Annotated in this window: 15 protein-coding genes and 1 pseudogene; 7 read left to right on the top strand and 9 right to left on the bottom strand. The window is 70.6% G+C overall.

Annotated features, from left to right (window positions below; genetic code table 11):
* Positions 1-276: 276 nt before the first annotated feature.
* Positions 277-1383: pseudogene (nicT, locus tag ACZ3TS_RS31720) on the top strand (Nickel transporter NicT); the annotation flags it as partial.
* Positions 1384-2014: 631 nt separating this feature from the next.
* The gene (locus ACZ3TS_RS31715) at positions 2015-2941 is read left to right on the top strand and encodes a hypothetical protein (RefSeq protein WP_467624712.1); all 927 of its coding nucleotides are present in this window, start codon (positions 2015-2017) and stop codon (positions 2939-2941) included.
* A gap of 163 nt (positions 2942-3104) precedes the next feature.
* On the opposite strand, the gene ACZ3TS_RS31710 is transcribed toward ACZ3TS_RS31715, so the two are convergent.
* Both ACZ3TS_RS31710 and ACZ3TS_RS31705 read right to left on the bottom strand, forming a co-directional pair.
* Positions 3105-3848, bottom strand: a complete 744-nt coding sequence (locus tag ACZ3TS_RS31710; protein ID WP_467624708.1) for a DUF4142 domain-containing protein — start codon at positions 3846-3848, stop codon at positions 3105-3107.
* A gap of 129 nt (positions 3849-3977) precedes the next feature.
* Positions 3978-4370 carry an SCO5389 family protein gene (locus tag ACZ3TS_RS31705; protein WP_467624706.1) on the bottom strand — a complete coding sequence of 131 codons (393 nt, stop codon included), beginning with the start codon at positions 4368-4370 and terminating at the stop codon, positions 3978-3980.
* A 276-nt stretch (positions 4371-4646) separates the two neighbouring features.
* On the opposite strand from ACZ3TS_RS31705, the gene ACZ3TS_RS31700 reads away from it, so the two are divergent.
* From ACZ3TS_RS31700 to ACZ3TS_RS31690, 3 genes are all read left to right on the top strand, one after another.
* Complete coding sequence (locus ACZ3TS_RS31700) at positions 4647-5678, top strand: permease (protein ID WP_467624703.1); 1032 nt, start codon at positions 4647-4649, stop codon at positions 5676-5678.
* Complete coding sequence (locus ACZ3TS_RS31695) at positions 5675-6502, top strand: TIGR03943 family putative permease subunit (protein ID WP_467624701.1); 828 nt, start codon at positions 5675-5677, stop codon at positions 6500-6502. The genes ACZ3TS_RS31700 and ACZ3TS_RS31695 overlap by 4 nt, the downstream gene beginning before the upstream one ends.
* Before the next feature lie 68 nt (positions 6503-6570).
* Positions 6571-7095 carry a hypothetical protein gene (locus tag ACZ3TS_RS31690; protein ID WP_467624699.1) on the top strand — a complete coding sequence of 175 codons (525 nt, stop codon included), beginning with the start codon at positions 6571-6573 and terminating at the stop codon, positions 7093-7095.
* An 18-nt stretch (positions 7096-7113) separates the two neighbouring features.
* Here the strand turns inward: ACZ3TS_RS31690 and ACZ3TS_RS31685 are convergent, their stop codons facing one another.
* From ACZ3TS_RS31685 to ACZ3TS_RS31665, 5 genes are all read right to left on the bottom strand, one after another.
* The gene (locus ACZ3TS_RS31685) at positions 7114-7791 is read right to left on the bottom strand and encodes a DUF6445 family protein (RefSeq protein ID WP_467624696.1); all 678 of its coding nucleotides are present in this window, start codon (positions 7789-7791) and stop codon (positions 7114-7116) included.
* 152 nt (positions 7792-7943) lie between these two features.
* The gene (locus ACZ3TS_RS31680; RefSeq protein WP_467624695.1) at positions 7944-9320 is read right to left on the bottom strand and encodes a serine/threonine-protein kinase; all 1377 of its coding nucleotides are present in this window, start codon (positions 9318-9320) and stop codon (positions 7944-7946) included.
* Between the two features lie 116 nt (positions 9321-9436).
* Positions 9437-9883, bottom strand: coding sequence for a hypothetical protein (locus ACZ3TS_RS31675; protein ID WP_467624693.1), 447 nt, complete (start codon positions 9881-9883; stop codon positions 9437-9439).
* A 98-nt stretch (positions 9884-9981) separates the two neighbouring features.
* Complete coding sequence (locus tag ACZ3TS_RS31670; RefSeq protein ID WP_467624692.1) at positions 9982-10851, bottom strand: SCO2400 family protein; 870 nt, start codon at positions 10849-10851, stop codon at positions 9982-9984.
* A 281-nt stretch (positions 10852-11132) separates the two neighbouring features.
* The gene (locus ACZ3TS_RS31665; protein ID WP_467624690.1) at positions 11133-11639 is read right to left on the bottom strand and encodes a methyltransferase domain-containing protein; all 507 of its coding nucleotides are present in this window, start codon (positions 11637-11639) and stop codon (positions 11133-11135) included.
* A gap of 358 nt (positions 11640-11997) precedes the next feature.
* On the opposite strand from ACZ3TS_RS31665, the gene ACZ3TS_RS31660 reads away from it, so the two are divergent.
* Together ACZ3TS_RS31660 and ACZ3TS_RS31655 are read left to right on the top strand one after the other, a co-directional pair.
* Positions 11998-12969 carry an ATP-binding cassette domain-containing protein gene (locus tag ACZ3TS_RS31660; RefSeq protein WP_467624689.1) on the top strand — a complete coding sequence of 324 codons (972 nt, stop codon included), beginning with the start codon at positions 11998-12000 and terminating at the stop codon, positions 12967-12969.
* Positions 12966-13760 (top strand): ABC transporter permease, encoded by a 795-nt coding sequence (locus ACZ3TS_RS31655; protein WP_467624687.1) that lies wholly within the window; start codon positions 12966-12968, stop codon positions 13758-13760. Before ACZ3TS_RS31660 ends, ACZ3TS_RS31655 begins: the two co-directional genes overlap by 4 nt.
* On the opposite strand, the gene ACZ3TS_RS31650 is transcribed toward ACZ3TS_RS31655, so the two are convergent.
* The gene (locus tag ACZ3TS_RS31650; RefSeq protein ID WP_467624685.1) at positions 13738-16902 is read right to left on the bottom strand and encodes an ATP-binding protein; all 3165 of its coding nucleotides are present in this window, start codon (positions 16900-16902) and stop codon (positions 13738-13740) included. The two genes, ACZ3TS_RS31655 and ACZ3TS_RS31650, sit on opposite strands and share 23 nt — an antisense overlap.
* Positions 16903-17288: 386 nt before the next feature.
* Complete coding sequence (locus ACZ3TS_RS31645; RefSeq protein ID WP_467624684.1) at positions 17289-20342, bottom strand: FG-GAP-like repeat-containing protein; 3054 nt, start codon at positions 20340-20342, stop codon at positions 17289-17291.
* Positions 20343-20738: the final 396 nt, after the last annotated feature.

Here is a 20738-nt window from a genome sequence, read left to right as displayed (position 1 = left end):
GCTCTCCGTCCCCGTACTCCGCCTTGACGTGCGCGGCCAGTTCGAGCCCGATGTGCGCGATCTGGGTAAAGACGTTCCCAAGCCGCCGGGTGACAGCCGGAAGTCGCCCGTAGGGAGGACGACTTCCGGCTGCTCGGGTCCCGTATGGCGCCCCTGCCGGTCGGTGAGGCTTTACTGCGAGTTTCTTGCAACTAGCACATCACTGCATAAGGGTGGGAACCGCAGTACCCAGAGAACAGGGGATTGCGGTATTCCGGCGAAGAAAGGCCCCACTCCATGTCCCCGTCCTCCCCCCGGATGCGCATGTCCATCACGAGGCAGGAGTGGGGCCGGCTCGGCGGGATGGCCGCGTTCATCCTCGCCCTGCACGTCATCGGATGGTTCACGCTCGTCGGGATCGTCGCGCCCGAGCACTACAGCATCGGGGAGAAGTCCTTCGGCGTCGGCATCGGCGTGACCGCGTACACGCTGGGAATGCGGCACGCCTTCGACGCGGACCACATCGCGGCGATCGACAACACCACCCGGAAGCTGATGGGCGAGGGACAGCGGCCGTTGTCGGTCGGGTTCTGGTTCTCGCTCGGCCACTCCAGCGTCGTCTTCGTCCTGGCGCTGCTGCTCTCCTTGGGCGTGAAGACGCTGGCCGGACCGGTACGGGACGACAACTCCGAGCTGCACAACGTCACAGGGCTCATCGGTACGACGGTTTCCGGCACGTTCCTCTACGTCATCGCCGCGATCAACCTCGTCATCCTGGCCGGCATCTGGAAGGTCTTCCGGCAGATGCGGTCCGGGCAGTTCGACGAGGCGGCCCTGGAGGAGCAGCTGGCCAACCGCGGTTTCATGAATCGACTGCTCGGGCGCGTGATGAAGTCGATCACCAAGTCGTGGCAGATGTACCCGCTGGGCCTGCTCTTCGGCCTCGGCTTCGACACCGCGACCGAGATCGCGCTTCTCGTCCTGGCCGGTTCGGGCGCGGCCTCGGGGCTGCCCTGGTACGCGATCCTGTGCCTGCCCGTGCTCTTCGCGGCCGGGATGTCGCTGCTCGACACGATCGACGGGTCGTTCATGAACTTCGCGTACGGGTGGGCGTTCTCCAAGCCGGTGCGCAAGGTTTACTACAACCTCACGATCACGGGTCTGTCCGTCGCCGTCGCACTGATCATCGGCACGGTCGAGCTGCTCGGTCTGGTGGCCGAGAAGCTCCGGTTGCACGGGGTCTTCTGGGACTGGATCGCGGGAGTCGACCTCAACACCCTCGGCTTCTTGATCGTCGGCCTGTTCTTCGCCACGTGGGCGCTCGCGCTGGTGGTGTGGAAGGTGGCCAGGATCGAGGAGAAGTGGACGCAGGGCCTGGCGCAGCCGGTGGAACAGGCCGCCGAGCAAGGCCGCCCCGCTTCCGTTGCCAGGGCCTCTTCGTGCGGTGGTCAGGTGGCCTCGGCATACTCCGGGCCCGGCTCCTCGACGAAGAGCTCATCGAGGTCGGCGGCGGCGATGGCCCGCTCGAGCCAGAGTTCGAGGGTGACGGGGTCGGAGGAGGAGAAGATGCGCAGGGGCACGTCTGCGGGGACGTAGAACTGACGCCGTCCCAGGACGTAGACGATCGCCGGCGGGCGCACGCCGACGAGGTCACCGAGGGATCACGCCCGTCGTCGACGTCCAGTTCCGGAGCCTGACCACGGAGACACTCCGGCCGGAGAGAAATGGAGAGAACTGATCGCGCAATCCCATCTCCGTCACCTCGAACGAGTGTGCAGTTACGTTTCCTCCGGGTCACCGCTCGGAGCCGCACATTCCTGATGTGGCCAAAACGTGACGGCCCATGAAGTCGTCATGATCTCAACGAGGTTGACAGTCAACTCGGGGTGATCGACTATGTGCTCGACCCGGGGCTCATGTGACCAGTGAGCCCGGTGTTTCTCTTCGACCACTCTTCTCCCGGCCACGGTCCCCGGCTGCTTTGCGCTGCCCGCTGCCCTGGTTCGGGTCACGACTCATGAAGTTGGGGGAACGCATGTCCATCGCGAGACGTGTCACCGTACGCCGCCTGCTGGGGGCAGGCGCCGCTGCGCTCACCCTCACCGCCGTCACCGGCGGCGCCGCCTGGGCCTCGGGCACCCCCGGTGGCGACGGCTGGGACAAGGGAGGCCGCGGCTATGCGTCGGGCAAGGGCCCGGGGACGGTGACCGAGGCCGACCACTGCCAGTTCTCGCTCGACGGAAGCGTCTTCACCGACTCGGTCCGGGTCGACGACCAGAACCTCAAGCCCACCGAGGACGGCAAGGTCCACATCAAGGTGCGTGCCGCGGACGACGCGACCACCTGCACGGCCTCCCTCGCCTCGTACCGGGCGCACGGAGCCACCTTCAACACCTCCGGCCTGCAGGTCTTCCACGACTTCGACACCGTGACGGTGAAGCAGGGCGAGACCGATTCGCTGGACATCTCGGTGCCGGACGCGGGCTGCTTCGCGCAGATCGACCTGTACCGGGGCAAGGTGAAGTTCGACGGGAACTTCGGTGCGAACGACGGCTTCGAGCACGGTGACCTGCCCAAGGGCCCGGACCGCCCGGTCATCAAGGACAAGCTGATCGCCTCCTGGAACGGTGGTACGAAGGACTGCACCGAGCAGCCGCCGAGCACCCCGGAGACCACCCCGCCCGCCTCGACGCCTCCGGCGTCCGTGCCGGCCACCACCCCGCCCGCGTCGAGCCCCGCGACCCCGGACTCCCCGTCCGTCTCGACCCCGCCCGCCGAGGAGTCCAGCACGCCTGCTGCGCCGACGCCGAACGGCGGCCAGTCCACCGCGCCCGGCGGCCTTGCCGAGACGGGCGGCGGCAGCGACGCGCTGCCGATCGCCGCGGGCGCGGCGGCACTCGTCGCGGTCGGCGCGGGCATCGCGGTCGTCACGCGGCGCCGCGTGTCCCGTACCCGCGCATGACGCCTCCCGCGTCCCTTTGACCATCCTCCACGGGCCCGGCGCTCTTTTCCCCCGGTGAGCGCCGGGCCCACCTTCTGAAGTCGGCCCCGCCGATCGTCCAGCCGCCACCCGTTCTCCGCCGGGGACGTCCGATGGTCAGCCGGCGGCCGGGGACTTCCGATGGTCAGCCAGTCGTCGGTATCGGCGAAGGACTCGTCGACGGCGGCGGGGTGAAGCCCGCCGGTGGGGAGAGGACCACCGTCGGCTCGCCCGGCGCGGGGGTCGGCGGGGTCATGCTGCTCTTGGGGAGCTTCGGCGGGGTCGTCTCCTGGAACAGGACCGAGTCGAAGTTCACCAGGCCCGTCTGCTCCATCACCGTGATGTGGTCGAGGACCGTGTCGTTCGCCTGGTCGGCCAACTGGCGGACCAGGGTGTTCTGCGTCGTGGCGCGGATGTTGGCGATGACGGGGAAGATCTGGCCGTGCGTCACGCGCAGGATGTTCGCGAGGTCCTGGTCGAACTGCTTGCCCTGGTCCGAGGTCAGCGTGGCCACGAACGCCTGCTGCTGCGGGCTCGGCTGGTTCGGCAGTGTGATACCCAGCTCCGCGGCGACCTTCCGGCAGGTGGCGTCGAGGTTGGCGTGTCCGTTGATCAGGTGTTGCCCGGCGGTGCGCACGGCCGGGGTCGTGCCCTTCTTCAGGGCCAGCTCGCCGGAGGGGAACTCCCAGAGGCCGGCTGCCCGCACCTTGACGACGAAGTCGCGGTCCGCCTCGGTCAGCGGTCCCGACGAGGTGTTGGCGATCACGCGCGACGGCGCGCTCGACACGGTCTGTACTCCCAGCATCGAGGGATAGACAAGAGCCGTCAGCGTCAGCGTCAGGGCGCCCGCCACAAAGAGGGTTCCCGCCGCGTTCCGTGAAATGCGCATGCCACCTCCTGGTTGTTCGGACGCCCGGAGATACGGGTGCGGCGGGGGTCAAGAACCTTTCCCACAGGCAAAATTGACGACCCGCGTTGTGGGCGTCGTCACACCCTGAGCAGTACTGGCCGCGGGAGGTCAGCAGTCGCGCAGCTCCGGTGACTGATTGAGGATCTGCGCGCACGGCGACGTGAAGCGCGTGTGGGTCTCGCCGCCGCGGTCCTCGGGACGGAAGACGGCCACCCGGTGGCAGTTCTGGAAGGCGAGGGTCACCCCGAAGTGCCGTTCCAGGCTGCCCCGGATGGCATCGCCGGACAGCGCGCGCAGCAGCTGCCCGCGTTCCCTCTCGGACGGCGGTGGGGTCGTGTTGTCGCCGAACTCATGGGAACCGGCGCGCAGTTCGGCGGTCAGGCGGGCGATCAGGTCGTAGGCGTAGGGCAGGGACGTGCGGACCGTTTCCACGAAGTCCTCCTCCCGCAGCGGGCCCGTCTCGGCTTCGGCCGGCAGCTGCGGGGAGACGTCGAGCGACATTGAGGGGTGTCCTGTCTGTAAGGGGTTGGGTGGTGGAGGGGTGGTTCACGCGGCGCTCGCAGCGCCGCCGGGCCGTGCCGGAGGTCCGGGTCGACCTGGGCGGCGAGGTCCTGTCCCGTCGCCCGGTCGGGCCACGGCCGTGGGTTCTCCTGCGTCGGCAGGCAGGGGCTACATGAAAATGGATCTCATTCTCAAGAATGGAGCGCGTGGCGATATCGGGGAACTCGGCCCGGCGCCCGGTATGTTCGATCCGAACATCCGACATTCGGAGCCGGCATGCAGAAGACAGAAGAACTGGCCGAGGAGGCTGAGGCGTCCGTCGCGGTACCCGCGATGACCGACGCCGCCGCCCCCGGCCGGACCCTGCCCTGGCCGCTCCTGTTCGCGGCGGCCGTCCTCGCCGGTCCGGTGCTGCTCGTCCTCAGCCGGTTGCTGAGTCAGCCGGCCATGCAGGCCTGGCGGACCGTCTGTCTCGCCATCACCGTGCAGGCGCTGCCCTTCCTGCTGCTCGGCACGGCGCTGTCCGGCGCGATCAACGCGTTCGTGCCGGCGCGGATGTTCAGCCGGGTGCTGCCCCGGCGGCCCGTGCTCGCCGTCCCGGTCGCCGGGGTCGCCGGAGTCGTACTGCCCGGCTGCGAATGCGCCTCGGTACCGGTCGCGAACAGCCTGATCCGACGGGGGGTCACCCCGGCCGCCGCCTTCACGTTCCTGTTGTCGGCCCCCGCCGTCAACCCGGTCGTGCTGACCGCCACGGCCATCGCCTTCCCCGGCAGCCCCGCCATGGTCCTGGCCCGGCTGCTCGCCTCGCTCGCCACGGCCGCCGTGATGGGCTGGCTGTGGCTCTGGCTGGGCCGTGACTCATGGCTCCGGCCGACCGTACGGCACACCGGGCACGTGCCGGGGCACAGCCGCTGGACGGAGTTCCGGCTGGGCTTCCAGCACGACTTCCTGCACGCGGGCGGCTTTCTGGTGCTCGGCGCCATGGCGGCGGCCACCTTCAACGTGACGGTCCCGCGCTCCGTACTCGACGTGTTCTCCGGCTCGCCCTGGCTGTCGGTGCTGTTCATGGCCGGGCTGGCCGTACTGCTCGCGGTGTGCTCCGAGGCGGACGCGTTCGTCGCGGCCTCGCTCACCGGCTTCTCGCCCCTCGCCCGGCTGGTGTTCATGGTGGTCGGGCCGATGGTCGACCTGAAGCTGATCGCCCTTCAGGCGGGAACGTTCGGCCGGGCCTTCGCCGTCCGCTTCTCCGCCGCCACCACGGTCGTCGCGGTGCTGTGCAGTGCGCTGATCGGAGGGGCGCTGCTGTGAAACGGCCTGTCCAGGTGATCCTGCTCGTCCTCGCCGGCCTCGGTTTGCTGCACGCCTCGCTCTTCACCGACCTGTATCTCAGATACGTCAAGCAGGGGCTGCGTCCGATGCTGGTCGTCTCGGGGGTGCTGCTCCTCCTGCTGGGCATGGCGGACGCGGTGTCGCAGGGGGTTTCACGCAGGCGCGAGGCGTATGCGGGGCGCCCGGACCACGATGGTCACGGCGCCGGGCCCGATCACGGTGGTCATGGCGGCGACCCTGGTCACGGTGGTGAGGACGGCGACGGTGGAGGTCACGGTCACCACCACTCCGCGGCACCCCGTACGGCCTGGCTGCTGTTCCTCCCCGTGCTGAGTCTGCTCTTCTACGCCCCGCCGGCCCTCGGCGCCTACACGGCATCCCGCGAGACCCCCAGGGTCGTCGCGGAGCAGGAGCACTTCGATCCACTGCCCGCGACCTCGCCCGTCGAGATGACCCTTTCGGACTTCACCGGCCGCGTGCAGCAGGACCGCGAGCAGACCATCAAGGGGCGCAGCGTCCGGATGACCGGTTTCGTCACGCCCGACAAGCGGGGCGGCGGCTGGTATCTGACCCGGATCATCTTCTCGTGCTGCGCGGCGGACGCCCAGACCGTGAAGGTGCGGATGTACGGGTCCCCGGCCCTGCCCGCCGACACCTGGGTGGCCGTCACGGGAACCTGGCATGCCGGCGGGACCCTGGGGACGAAGTCCGCCCCCGTCGCGCTCGACGCCCATGGCGTCGAGCGGATCACCCGCCCGGTGAACGCGTACACGGACGACCTTCCTCTCACCCCTTCCCGCTGACGGCCCGTCGCGCACGGCCGCCGGTGCGCGGCCGTACGGCCAGGTGAACCGACGCCCAAGTCCTGCCCATGTCCCGAATATCCCGTCCCCTGGTCACCACCCTCTGCACCCTCGCGCTCGCCGCCGCGGGCCTCACCGTCACCACCGGCACCGCGCACGCGCAGACGTGCAGCCAGGACTACCTCCCCCTCCCCGACCCCGGCTGCCAGCCCGGCGCCCTCAACCCGTACGTCACGCAGGACACGATCGGCTCCACGATCTGCGTCTCCGGCTGGACCGCGACCGTGTGCCCCTCCAGCTCGTACACCACCGCGCTGAAGAAGCAGCAGATCGTCGAGTACGGCTACACCGACACCAGCACCTCGGACTACGAGGAGGACCACTTCGTGCCGCTCGAACTCGGCGGCGCGCCCAAGAGCGAGCTGAACCTCTGGCCGGAGCCGCACTACGGCGACGAGACCTCCGCGGACAAGGACACCGTCGAGAACAAGCTCAAGAAGGCCGTGTGCGCCGGCGACGTGAGCCTGGCGGACGCACAGGACGCGATCATCACGGACTGGACGACCGCGCTCGCCGATCTCGGCCTGAGCTGAGGCCCACGCTCCGGCACTTCAGGCCATCCAGAAGAACACGGCCGTCATGCGCTTCTCCTCCAGGTCGCTGCCCCAGTAACCGGTGGCGCTGTGCATGATGTTGGCCTTGTAGAGGAGCAGCCGGTTGTAGCGCTGCGGCACGCGGACGTCCTCGACGAACGCGTCCGGGGAGACGTACCGCGTGCCCAGCGCCTCGACCAGATTGGTGTGCGGGGCCTGCACCATGTTGCCGCCGAGGACGCCGCCCGGCAGGTTCTGCCGGTAGAAACTCGTGCCGCAGTCCTTGGGGACGTTCGGGCTGAGGTAGAGCACGGCGGCATAGCGGCACAGGGCGCGTGAGTCGGTGTGCGGACGTGGTTCGCCCTCGTCCTTGCCGACGACCTGGACGCAGTTGTGGTTGAGGGTGCCGCCGCCGGGCGCGGTCTGCTGCCACAGCTTCTGCGCGCCGGTCTCCTTGCGCACCATCCGTTCGATCCGGGCGAGTTCACCCGGTTCGAGCCCTGGCATGGTACGCAGCCCCGGCCAGCTCTCCTGCGTGTACGGGAACCCCTTGGTCCAGTCGTCCTCGCCCTTGGCGAGACAACGGGCCCGGACCTCGTCCACGTTCGGCAGGACGTCGTCGAGGACCCAGTAGTCGCGGCCTTGCGTGGGCTTGCGATAAGGGAGTACGGGCAGGCGTGGGGGCTGTGGGGGCATGCGGGTGAACATACAGTCGGCCACCACCACGATCTCTCTTCCGTTGGTCAACGTTCCGTCAACTCGACCGGACTCACAGCCCGGAGACAGACCACGGGATTTCGGGTGAGGAACTGCCGGATGGCATCTGCTGATGTCGCGCGGCTCGTCGCTCAGGGCGTCGGCGCAGCCGGGCTCGACGGGGTGTTCCGAGGAGTCTCCGCCGAGCTGCTGTCCGGTGAGAAGACCGCCATGCCCACGAACATGGCGGTCAGGAAGAGCGCCGCTGCGGCGATCAGCCCCACGGCGCGCGGCCGGCTGGCGGCGAACGCGCGGAGCGAGGGCCGCTCCCGGCGGCCGCCGGTCGATACCCGTACGCGGCGTTTCACGCCCGGCAGGCGTTCGCGGTGGCCTCCGCCCGGCAGGCGTTCGCGGTGGCCTCCGCCCGGCAGGCGTTCGCGATGGCCTCCGCCCGACAGGCGTTCGCGGTGGCCTCCGGCCGCGGGGCGTTCACGGTGGCTCCCCGTCGAGGCGCGTTCGCGGTGTGCCGCCGTCGAGAGGCGCTGGCGGTGGGCCGCCCGGTGGCCGGGGGCTCCTGGTGCGGACGGGAGTTTGTACGTCGTCGGCGGGCCCGTCTCCGTGCGGGGCAGCGCCGGCGGCTCCGGGACCGCCGCGGGGACGTGACGGGGCTCGGGGGCCGCGGCCGGAAGCGGCTCGGGGCGGCCCCGCCAGGCACCCGCGGCGAACCAGTCGGCGGCCTGTCGTGCCGTGGGCCTCTCCTCGGGCCGCTTGGCGAGCAGACCGAGGAGGTAGTTCTCGAAGGCGGGCGGCAGGGCGACGCCCAGCTCGCGCGGCGGCACGGGGGCGGCGTCGAGGTGCTGGTGGAGGATCGCGATCGGGGTGTCGGCGCGGAACGGCGGGTGCCCGGTCAGGAGTTGGTAGAGCACGCAGCCGAGCGAGTACACGTCGCTGGCCGGTCCGGCGGGCTTGCCCAGGGCGCGCTCGGGTGCGATGTACAGGCTCGTACCGACGATCTGCCCGGTCGCCGTCAGCGCGGCCGACGGGTCGTCCATGAAGCGGGCGATGCCGAAGTCGCCGATCTTCACCGTGCCGTCCGCGTCGAGGAGAAGGTTGCCGGGCTTGATGTCACGGTGCACGATGCCCTGTTCGTGTGCCACGGCGAGCCCGGCTGCGGCCTGTGCCGCGATGGCCGCGACCCGCTCGGCGGGCAGCCGACCGTCGTCGGACAGCACCCGGGAGAGGCTGTCTCCCTCGACCAGCTCCATCACCAGGAACAGCCGGCCCTCGTGCTCCCCGAAGTCGAGGACGCCGACCACATGGGGGTGGTGGAGCCGCCCCGCGGTCTGGGCCTCAAGACGGAAACGGGAGTCGGCGGTGGGGTCGGCGTTCTGAGCGAGCAGGACCTTGACGGCGACGGGCCGGCCGAGCATCTGGTCGTACGCCCGCCACACCTCGCCCATCGCGCCACGTCCGACGGTGGTGTTCAGCTGGTACCGGCCCGCGATCAGCACCTGTTGTTTCATCCTCATGCCGTGAGACGAATGCAGTGCGACGACTCGACCGCCGCCGGCCATGACTCCGCCGGGGCGAGTGATGGTGGGGTGCCGAAGATGGCCAAGCCTACTGGCACGGCCACCCGATTCGATCACGCTCTCCCCCTGTGATGGGTGAGGCGTGATGATCCGGCCGCATGATCCTCGCGTGTCCGACACTCCTGTCCCGATATCCCACGGCTCCTTCGCCGCGGCGCTCCCGCCTGGAGCTCCGCCGAAGTCGCGGCGTGGGTCGCGAGCAGGCCGGCCCTCTGGGCCCGCCCCCGCCGTTCCTCGCGCTCGCCGTGGCGCTCGCGCAGCGGGCCGGTGACCGGCTCGTACGCCTCCGGGATCGCGCGGCCCGTCCAGGCGGCGACCTGGCCGCGCTTGGCCCCTGCGATACGGCGTACCAGGAGTACCGTCTCGGGCAGCATCCACGCGCCGACCACCGCGACCGTGCCGACGGCCGTGATCAGCAGCACGGTGACGAAGAGATACGTCACGAAGGTCATCGCCGCGCTCAGGGCGAGCCGGCCCGTGGCCCGCCCTGCCCGCCGCATCGTCTTCCCCCTGCCCGCAACGCTAGGCGGCCGCCCACGAAGACGCAGGAGAGCAGGCCACCGCGGTGATGGTGGAGCGGGCTACACCATCACTCCGGTCAGCCGAGGCACAGCACGAGCAGGCAGAGGTGCGACGGCGAGGTCGCCGCGGGCGCGGGGCTCGACTGCGAGGTTCCCGAACCCACACCGTCGGCAGGCGCGGGCGTCTGACTGGGCGCCGCAGTGGTGTGGTCGGGGACCGTGACCGTCCCACCGGAGGACGAGGACGATGACGATGACTGCGAGGTGCTCTGCGGCTGGGGCGCGGTCGTCGGCGTCGCCGTGGCCGTACGAGGGACGGCGGCGGCATCCGGTCGAACGTCCGCCGAGGTGGTGCTGGGCTGGGGCACGGCGGACCGCTCACGTGGGAGGCCGGTGGCGGGCGACCGAGTGGTGGAGGCGTGTGAGGGACGGCGAGCGTCGGGCCCCGTGGACGGCGGCTGGAGGTCCGGCGCCTGTCCCTCCGGGCCACCCATGCTCGTGACGTCCGGCGCCGGGGCCGCCTGGGCCCGGTCGCCGGAGTGCCGGTCCATCGAGGCGAGGGTCAGTCCGCCTCCGACGAGTGCGAAGGCGGTCGCGACCACGGCCCGGCGCTGGTTCTTCTTCCAACGGGCTCGCTGGCGACGCCGCGCCGCCCGCCCCTGTGGCGCGCTCGCGAGGTCGCCGGAGAGGTCGTTCTGCGGGGCGTCGTCCGGACCGGCCGCGACCGCCGCCTCCTCACGAAGACGTCCCGCGTGCCCCCTGTCCGAGGCCGAGAACTCCCGGGCCACCGCCGCGCTCACCGCTGCGGTCGCCGTCGCCGGGGTGGTCCGGGCGGGGACGGTGCGACCGTGGGCGTTGACCGGAGCGATGTCCGGGGCGTAGGCACCGCACCCGGGACACACCAGGGCGCCGTTGAGGTGCCGACGGCACGAGGAACAGTAGTCCATCTGCGGTCTTCCTGAGTTGACGTGCTGTCGCCATCGCGAGGGCCGCGGTCTGGCCACGTTCGCACGTGGAGTCGAGCGGCCAGCAACGCTAACGGGGCATTCGAAAGACTGTGTGCAGCCTGTGTGACGCTCCTGCGCGGATTCTTCGGGGGCCTTGCGTGGGGCTGTGACGGAGGTTGTAGTGCCCTGAATGAGCCGGCTGCCGGCCGCCCCGGCGATGGCCCCGAGCGGCTGTCCGCGCTGTCCGCGCTGTCCGGGGAGCAGCCGCGCGGGCCCGGCGCTCACCCGACTGGCTCCACCGCCACGGCCACCGTCCCTTGGCTTCGGTCACCGTGGTCGAAGGGGTGGCGGCCCGCTCGTCCGACGTGCAGCAGGCAGTGACGCCGCAGCACGCATCTGCCGTCCTGGTCGAGCCGCACCTCCCACCGACGTCGGCGGGCTTGACCGCGCGACGATGGCGGAGCGCATGCCGGCGGCCACCGGGTGGGTCGTGGAGATCTCGACGCCGGTGCCCTGCGGCCTCCACGCCCGCCGGGTACGGCGAAGGACAGCGCGCCGGCGATGCGGCCGACGTGGTCGCCACGCGAGGTCCGCAGTTCGGGCATGACGGCGCCGTCGGCGACAACGGCGGAGACGCCGATCCGCCCACCGGGCCTCAGGACCCGGAACGTCTCCGCGAAGACAGCGGGTTGGTCGACTGACAGGCTGATCACACAGTTCGAGATCACGACCTCGCTCGTGTGCGCGGGCAGCGGGATGACCTCGACGGCGCCCTTGAGGAACTCCACGTTCGCCGCGGCCGCCTGAACGGCGCGGCGGGCACGTGGAGTCGACGGACAACGGCGCGGACGACGAGCTCTGGCAGGTCGTTCGGATCAACTGATCGACACCGGGGCCCGGCCGGCCGCCAAGTCACCTTTTGAGTAGGCGACTCGGCACGCTGAGGGCACGGCACAGTGGGGTCGCGGGCGTGGCTTGCGGCTGCCCGCCGGGTGAGCTCGTCGGGCGCTCCCGGCGACGGCGGCCGTCGTGCCACAGCACTCGCATGCGTCCCGACCTGCGAGTTTCAGTGCTCTGAAGCCCTCACTGCGAGGCTGAAACCGGGTTGAAACCATGTTGAACCGCCTCGGCCGCACGCTCTGCGGCATGACAACGACGCGCCAGGAACTCGCGATCGCAGCCACCGGGCTGCGCAAGTCCTACGGTGACAAGACCGTCCTCGACGGCATCGACATCGACGTGCCCGCCGGCACGATCTTCTCCCTCCTCGGGCCGAACGGCGCGGGCAAGACCACGGTGGTCAACATCCTGTCCACCCTGATCTCCGCCGACGACGGACGGGCCCGGATCGCCGGGCACGACCTCACCACCGAGGCCCAGACGGTACGGGCCGCCATCGGTGTCACCGGCCAGTTCTCCGCCGTGGACGGCCTGATCACCGGCGAGGAGAACATGCTCCTGATGGCCGACCTGCACCACCTTTCCCGTGGCGAGGGCCGACGCGCGACCGCCGAGCTGCTGGAGCGCTTCGACCTGGTCGAGGCCGCGAAGAAGCCCGCATCCACCTACTCCGGCGGAATGAAGCGCCGCCTCGACATCGCCATGACCCTGGTCGGCAACCCGCGGATCATCTTCCTCGACGAGCCGACCACCGGCCTCGACCCGCGCTCGCGCCACACCATGTGGCAGATCATCCGCGAGTTGGTCTCCGGCGGTACCACCGTCTTCCTCACCACCCAGTACCTGGAGGAGGCAGACCAGCTCGCCGACCGCATCGCGGTGCTCAACGGCGGCAAGCTCGTCGCCGAGGGCAGCGCCGAGGAGCTCAAACGGCTCGTCCCGGGCGGCCATGTGCGGCTGCGGTTCTCCAACCCGGTGGCGTACGAACGGGCGGCGACCGCGCTGCGCGAGACCACCCGCGACGACGAGGCGCTCATCCTGCAGATCCCCAGCGGCGGAAGCCAGCGTGAGCTGCGCGCCATCCTCGACTGGTTGGACGCCGCCGACGTCGAGGCCGACGAACTGTCCGTGCACACCCCCGATCTGGACGACGTGTTCTTCGCCCTGACCGGCGGTTCCGTACCTGCTCAGCCCACCGACAAGGAGACCGTTCGATGACTTCCGCCGGATACGCCGTCCGTGACAACCTCACCATGCTGCGGCGCAACCTCCTGCACGCCCGCCGCTACCCCTCCCTCACCCTGAACCTGCTGCTCACCCCGGTCATCCTGCTGCTGCTCTTCGTCTACGTCTTCGGCAACGTGATGAGTGCCGGCATCACCGGCGGTCACGCGGACCGGGCCGACTACGTCGCCTACCTCGTCCCCGGCATTCTTTTCCTGACCGTGGCCATGACCTCGCTGGGCACCGCGGTGTCCGTGGCCACCGACATGACCGAGGGCATCATGGCCCGGTTCCGCACCATGGCGATCTCCCGCGCCTCCGTGCTGATCGGCCACGTGATCGGCAGCGTGATCCAGACGTTGATGGCTCTGGCACTGGTCCTGGGCATCGGAGTGGCCATCGGCTTCCGGCCCGACGCGACATTCATGGAGTGGATCGCGGCGGTCGGGCTGATGGCGCTGGTCAGCCTCGCGCTGACCTGGATCGCGGTCGGCATCGGCCTGGTGAGCCCCAACGCCGAGGGGGCCAGCAACATCGGCACCCCGCTGGTCATGCTGCCCTTCCTGTCCAGCGCGTTCGTGCCGGTGGACGCCATGCCGGGCTGGTTCCGCTGGTTCGCCGAGTACCAGCCGTTCTCGCCCTTCATCGAGACCCTGCGCGGTCTGCTGCTGGGCAGCGGGATCGGCACGAAGAACGCGGTGCTGGCCCTGGCCTGGTGCCTGGGGCTGACCGTGCTCGGCTACTTCTGGTCCAAGGCGCAGTTCAGCCGCGAACCGCGGCAGTGAGCTCGTGCAGGGCCGCAACCCGCAGTTGGTTCCTCCCCAGGGCCGCGTACCTCGACCTCGCGTCGGCGTACGCGGCCCTGTCCGCGTTCTCAGCCGCCTGCCGGGACCGGGACGAGGACAGGGTGGGGAATTCCCGCGGCACCGGCATCCGATCCGCCAGCGCCACCAGACGTACGGCCGCCGTATCGCCGCTCGCCAGCCCGGTGAGTCCGAGCGCCAGCAGGGCCGTGCCGTACACCGGTAGTTCCACCGGAGACCCGTCGGCCGAGGAGTTGGCGGACCCCGACGAGCCGGACAGCATGCCGAGCAGTCGTTCCCGCAGATGACCGGCCAGGTGGGCCACCGGCTCCAGCCGGCCGTGCTGCGCGTGCGCCGCGAGCGCGGCCGACCGCACCTGAAGCGACCAGGGATCCACGAACGGATCGTCGGCATGCAGCAGGCTGTCCTCCTGTATCCGCTCGATCGCTCGGCGCCACAGCCCCAGGCCCACCTCGGTGAGCCCCCGGGCCAGCGCGATCTCCGCCCGGGCCGGCAGTTCGGGGCTGTAGATCTGGGCGGACTCCGGCTGCTGGTCCAGCGCCGCGAGGCCCAGCCAGTACTCCGCCTCGTCGACCTCCCCGCGTTGCAGACAGGCCATCACCAGGCCCCAGCGGACACCGATCGAGTCCGACCAGTCGCCGAACTCGCCGAGCACGTCCAGCGCGGCCCGCAGGTGGTCGTACGCCTCCTGACCCCGCTCGGACTGCAGGCACAACTCGCTGATCCGCCCGTGGCCGAACAGCAGCATCGTCGGATTGCCGGGCGGTTCCAGCGCGTCGAGCATCCGGCGGGCGTACTCCAGCGCGCGCTCCGTCTCGTGCTCGGCATCCCACACATAGCTGGCGACGCACGCCGCGACGCCCGCCAGCTGAGGCTCGTCGGCCTCGCACAACTCCTGCAGCCGCGCATACCGCGGCGGGTCCATGTCCGGGACGGCGCACAGCACGACGGACACCGCCCGCAACAGGGTGTCCGGTGGGGCGGGCGGCAGCCGGCGCAGCGTGACGAGCTGACGTACGGCACGCGGACCCTGGCCCATGAAGAGGCCGGCCGCGCAGACGGCCGCCGCGCTGCGGGCCGTCTCGACGTCCTCGGGGTGCTCGGGGCCGGGGCGGAAGTGGGACAGCGGTCCGCCGGTCTCGGCGGCGAGGGCGGCCAGCCTGCTGTAGTTGGTGTCGATGGCCCACAGGGAGGACAGCACGGCGGTGAGCGCCGCGGTGGCGGGCCCGTCGGCGCGGGCCAGCGCGTACCGCAGCGCCAGGACGAGGTTGTCCTGCTCGGCCCGGATGCGGTTCAAGGAGGGCAGCGGGTCGCCGTTGAACAGTACGTCGTGGTGGGCACGGCCGAAGTCCCGCGCCCAGGACAGGAACCGGTCGGTCACCACCTCCTCCTCGCCTGCCGCGGCGCGCTTGGCGGCGCCGAACTCCCGCAGCGTCTCCAGCATGTGGAAGCGCACCCCGGAAGGACCGTCACTCACCCTGATCAGGGACTGACCGGCCAGCTGCTCCAGCAGAGCCAGCGCGTCCACGGTTTCCTCGAGCACGTACTCCGCCGCGTCCTCGGCGAAGCCCCCGGGGAAGACCGACAAGGCGCGCAGCGCCGCCCGGCCGTCGGGCTCCAGCAGATTCCAGCTCCACTCGACCACGGCCTGCAGCGTGCGATGCCGCTCGGGTGCGTCACGGGCGCCACCGCGCAGCAGCGCGAAACGGTCCTGTAGTCGACGCGAGATGTCGGCCACGGAGAGCACCCGCACCCGAGCCGCGGCCAGCTCCACGGCCAGCGGCAGCCCGTCCAGGTGACGGCAGATCTCGGCCACTTGGTCGGCGGGCAGGTCCACGCCGGGCCTGGCCGCCCGCGCCCGCTGCTCGAAGAGTTCGACGGAGGTCGCCAGGGACAGCTCCGGCAGGGCGTACACGGACTCCGAGGTCAGCCCCAGTGGAGCCCGGCTGGTGGCCAGAACCCGCAGCTCCTTCGACCGCGACACCAGCGCCTGTACGAGCCCCGCCGCGCCGACGATCACATGCTCGCAGTTGTCCAGCACCAGCAGCGCAGGCCCAGGGCCCAGCGCCGCGACGATGCCGCTCACCACGTCCTTGCCGCCCGCAAATTGGCGGCCTTCCCCGCCACCGACGGCCGAGGCCACTTCACCGGCCACGTCGTCATCGGCGATGACACCGGCCAGGGCGACGAAGTGAACCACAGGTTGCTCGGCCGCCCGGCTCACCGCGTGAGAGAGGCGGGTCTTGCCCAGCCCGCCGGGACCCACGACAGTCACCACCCGGGCATCGCGCAACAACCCGGCCACGGCGGCGATGTCGGCGTCCCGCCCCAGCAGCGGGTTCGGCTCGTGCGGCACACCGTGGCGAGCGTGTGGCACATCCGCACGCAACAACTCCTGGTAAAGCGACCGGAGGTGGGGCCCCGGATCGGTCCCCAGCTCATCACGCAGCCGACGGCGATAGGTGTCGTACCGGGTCAGCGCCGCAGCCCGGCCGGTGGTGGCGGCCTCGCAGCGCAGCAGCTCCGCGAGTACTTCCTCGTCCCGCGGCAGCTCCCGGGCCAGCTCGGCCAACGGCGTGGCGGCCTCCTCCCGCCGCCCCACCCGGGCGAGTGCGAGCGCACGGGAACGGACCAGCGAACGCAACGCCCGCATACGATCGGCACGCAGCGCCACCACCGGATCATGCAGATCCTCTCCCGTCCCGGCGCCCACGCTCCCGTCCCACAGAGCCAGACCCGCCTCGGCCTGCGCCAAGGCACCTCCGTGATCCCCCGCCCGCGCACGCTCGGCGCTCGCCGCCTCGTACAGCAGCAGCGCGGAACTGTCGACCTGCGTCTCGCCCAGCGCCAGCCGGTACCCCGTCGGCGTGCTGACGACCAGATCGGCACCCAGCTGTCCCCTGAGCCGCGACACCAGGACCTGCACGGCCTTGCCCGGCCGCTCCGGCAGCTCGTCCGGCCACAGACCCTCCATCAGCCGACCAGTGCTGCAGCCGCTGCGCAGATCCTCCGCGAGCAAGGCCAACAGCCCGCGCAGCCGGGGCGCGGTGATCTCCCGTCCGCGACAGGCGACTCGGGGCAGCAGGGTCAACTCGGTCGTCACGCGTGCAGATTAGCCAGCAGGGCGCCGGATGCACCCGCGGCCTCATATCGGACTGGACGACAAACAAACCTCAGACCACTGACCTGGGGTTTCGCGCTGGAGCGGGCAACGAGAATCGAACTCGCGCTCCCAGCTCGGGAAGCGACGGCGCTTGCGCGACCGTATGGCTGCTGACCTGCGGAGATTCACCGTGCATGCCCCGTTGCGCGGGTCTGATCGCACCGCTGTTGACCGTGGTTGTCCGCTCTTACGGGCAGGGATTGGGGCACGGCCCCGGACTGTGTGGTTCGGCACCACGGAAAAGCCGTTGGGCACGGCATGCGGCATTGAACGGGCCCGGACGAACCATTGGCGTCCGGGCCCGCGGGGCAGTGGCGAAGGCCGGCTCAGAACAGGCCCTTGTACCCCTGCCAGCCGGTGGCGATCTTCGTACGGCCGCCGAAGGAGCCCTTGCCGTTGCCGTTGTTGCGCCAGAGGGTGCCGGAGGTGTCGCGGGACACGATGTCAGCTCTGCCGTCGCCGGTGATGTCGCCCACGCCCACGATCACGTTGTACGACGAGCCCCAGTCGTCGAAGACCTTCACGCGGCTCTTGAACTTGCCGGTCGAGGTGCCGTCGTAGCGCCACAGCTCGTTCGACTTGTCCTGCACGAGCAGGTCGCCGTAACCGTCGCCGTTGAGGTCACCCGCGCCCACGATCTTCTTGTAACCCGTCCACTTGGACGCGATCTTCACCCTGGCGGCGAGCTTGCCCGTGCTCGTCGCCTTGTAGAGGTAGACGTCGCCGGTCGAGGACTGGCGGGCGATCAGGTCGGCCCGGCCGTCACCGCTGATGTCCCCGGGCGAGGTCAGCACGTCGTACTGGTTCCAGCCCGTGCCCAGCGAGGTGTACGCGGTGGAAGGCGTCACCGCCGCCCCGCACGCGGGCCGGTAGGCGCGCAACGCGCCGCTGCTGAACCGTACGAGTACGTCGTTGCACCGGTCACCGCTCAGGTCGCCGAAGGGCGCCACCTTCACCGTCGTCGGCCACCCGGAGCCCGTTCGCTTCCCGGTGAACGTTCCCTTCCCCGTCCCATACTGGTACGTCAGCCCGCCCGTGCCGTTCAGCGTCATCAGCTCGCCGAAGCCGTCCGACCCGACGAAGTCTCGGCGGACCGCGGCGGCTCCGGTGACCTTGACCGTGCCCGTCTTTGTCAACGCCGCACCCTGCCCGTCCGCGGGGGTGACGGTCAGCTTCCAGGTGTAGGCGCCGTTGGGCACCAGCCGGCCGGAGCCGTCCTTGCCGTTCCAGGCCGGGCTCACCACACCGCGCGTCAGACCGCCGGAGAGCGTGCGCACGGCCGTACCGGCCTTGTCGCCGATCACGAGGTTCCAGGAGGCCGCGGGCTTGTTCAGCCACCACTTCGGGCTCCACTGCGCGGCGCCGCCCTTGACGTCCACCGAGGCGCCGACGGTGGCGTCGCGCTGGACGAGGGCGGAGACGGGGACGTCGCTGGAGGTCAGGCGGATGGAGTTGTCGGAGCGGAGCTGGGCGATCACGCCGGTGTACGGGTCGACGTCCCAGGCGTTCCCCTCGAACTTCCCGGCGGTGTGCGACACGGGCGTCCCGTTGCGGACGTCGATCACCTTCAGCTGCCCGGACTCGACCGTCGCGACGAAGCCGTCGCCGAGCTGCGCCTGTGCCCAGCCGGAGCCCGACACGAGCGTCAGATTCCGCTTGGTGACGGTGTCGTAGACGCCCTGGCCCTCCGAGCCCAGCACGCAGTTCCACAGCAGCCACCGGCCGACCGCCTGGAAGTCGTTCAGCAGGCAGCCGCGCCCGAACCACACCGGCTCGCCCTGCTGCCCGGTCAGCAGGTCGACGGGGACCACGGTGTCGTTGCCGGACATCACCCACAGGGTGGTGCCCCACATCGCCCGCACGGTCTCCGTCGTCGTGTACACCGTGCGCCCGGTGTCGAGGTCGACGATCCGGGTCTCCGCCGCGCCGGTGCTGTCGTACGGCCTGGTCAGGGCTGCGAAGCGGCCGCCCGCGGCGGTCGCGGTCTGATAGCTGCGGGAGCTGTCGATCCGGGTGCCGGGCAGCGACCGGCCGGCGCCGAGGAGCTGGGGCTGCTGGGCGGCGCTCGTGCCGTAGCCGGAGATGACCGTCCGGCCGTCGCCGGTGTCGAGGAGACGCGGGCGGCCGGCCGAGAAGTCCTCCAGCACGATACGGCCGCGGGTGGTGCGTGCCCCCGCCGTGGGGGAGTCGGCCACGCCGGTCTCCCGGGTGTGGAGATACGACCAGTCACCCACGGGGTCCTGCTCGACCGTGGTCAACCGCCCCTGGGAGAGGGTCAGTTGCGAGACCGTGTGGGCGGTCTGCCGGGGGTACGCGTCCGCGATCCTGCGCACGGTGACCCCGCCGCCCGCGGCCGCCTCGATGAGGAAGACACCCCAGTGGTCCGTGTCGGCGCCGCCCGCGACCAGGAGCCCGCCGTCCGGAGTCGGCATGGCCTGCCGTGACGTCCGGGCCAGCAGCGTGCGCGGCGCGGAGCCGTCGAGGGGGACGGCCTCGACCCGCGAGACCGCGCGGTAGGTGTCGTTCTGGCCCAGGGAGGAGTCGTACCGGGACACGATGACGGTGTCGCCGACCAGGCCCAGCACCTGCGCGACGTCGCCGACCGGTACGGTCCGCACGGCGGCGGTCGGGTTCTGGCGGGAGGCGACGTGCAGGGTGCCGTCGTAGAACCACACCAGGTGGGTGGGGCTGAGCGCGACCAGGTAGTACCAGGACTGCAGGGTGTACGGCAGGGCGGTGAAGCGCCCCTGTTCGACGTCGAGCCACCCGGTGACCATGTCGTCGCCCTTGCGGTACTGCACGACCTGCCCGTGCGCGTCGCCCAGCCCGGCGGCGGACTGCAGATAGACGCCGGAGGGGACACCTTGCACCGTGCGGTCGGTGACGGAGCCGTCGTCCTGCGCGTCCAGCAGCTGCCACACGCTGTCGGTGCCCGGAGTTCCTGCCGTCGTGACGACCGTCGACCCGAGAGTGCTGAAGTACGAGTGTCCGTCGGGGAGCGCGACCGTACTGACCTGACCGGACGTCATGTTCCGCAGCGTCACGGTCCTTGCGGAGCTGTCGTAGCGGGCGACGACGTCCGAGCCCGCGCCGGCACTCGTGACGCCGTACGCGTCCGTGCCGGACGCGTCGACGACCGTGTCGACGCCGTCGTAGGTCGTCCACAACTGGCCACGCCCGTCCTCGTAGCGCAGGAACCCCGAGGGCCCCGCGCTCAGCAGACCCGTCCGGGGAACCATGCTCGTGGTGGCCGGCACGACCACCTCTCCGGTGACCGTCTCCCCATGCGCACTGCCGACCGTGAGCGGGCCGAGCCCGAGGGCGAGCGTGAAGGAAACAGCGGCGGCGGTGGCGCCTCGTACGAGCGCACGTCTGCCCATGCAGGACCTCTCCGGGGACGGTAGGCGAAGGCTTGGAGAGACTTGTGCGTGCGCCGTCGAGCCGCAGGTCATGGACGCGCGGCACAAATGACGTTCGGACACCCCCCAGGCGAGTGGCCGGATCTTAGCATTTTACCTGCGCATGACCTTCGGGCCGGGGAATGGCGGCGGTGACTGATCCCCGCGCACAACAACAAGACCCAGGTCTCTGACCTGGGTCTCGATCATGGAGCGGGTGACGAGAATCGAACTCGCGCTCTCAGCGTGGGAAGCGACGGCGCTTGGACGGTCGTATGGCAGCTGACCTGACCCTATGAGGGCCGGGCCCCCTTCCGTGCTCAGCCGGACGATACATATCGTCCGGGTATCGACGGGCTCGGGAAGGAGGCCCTCAAT

The sequence above is a fragment of the Streptomyces sp. NPDC022910 genome (assembly GCF_055561075.1).
The sequence above is the reverse complement of the archived record's forward strand: the minus strand, read 5'-3'. Positions and strand labels throughout refer to the sequence as shown.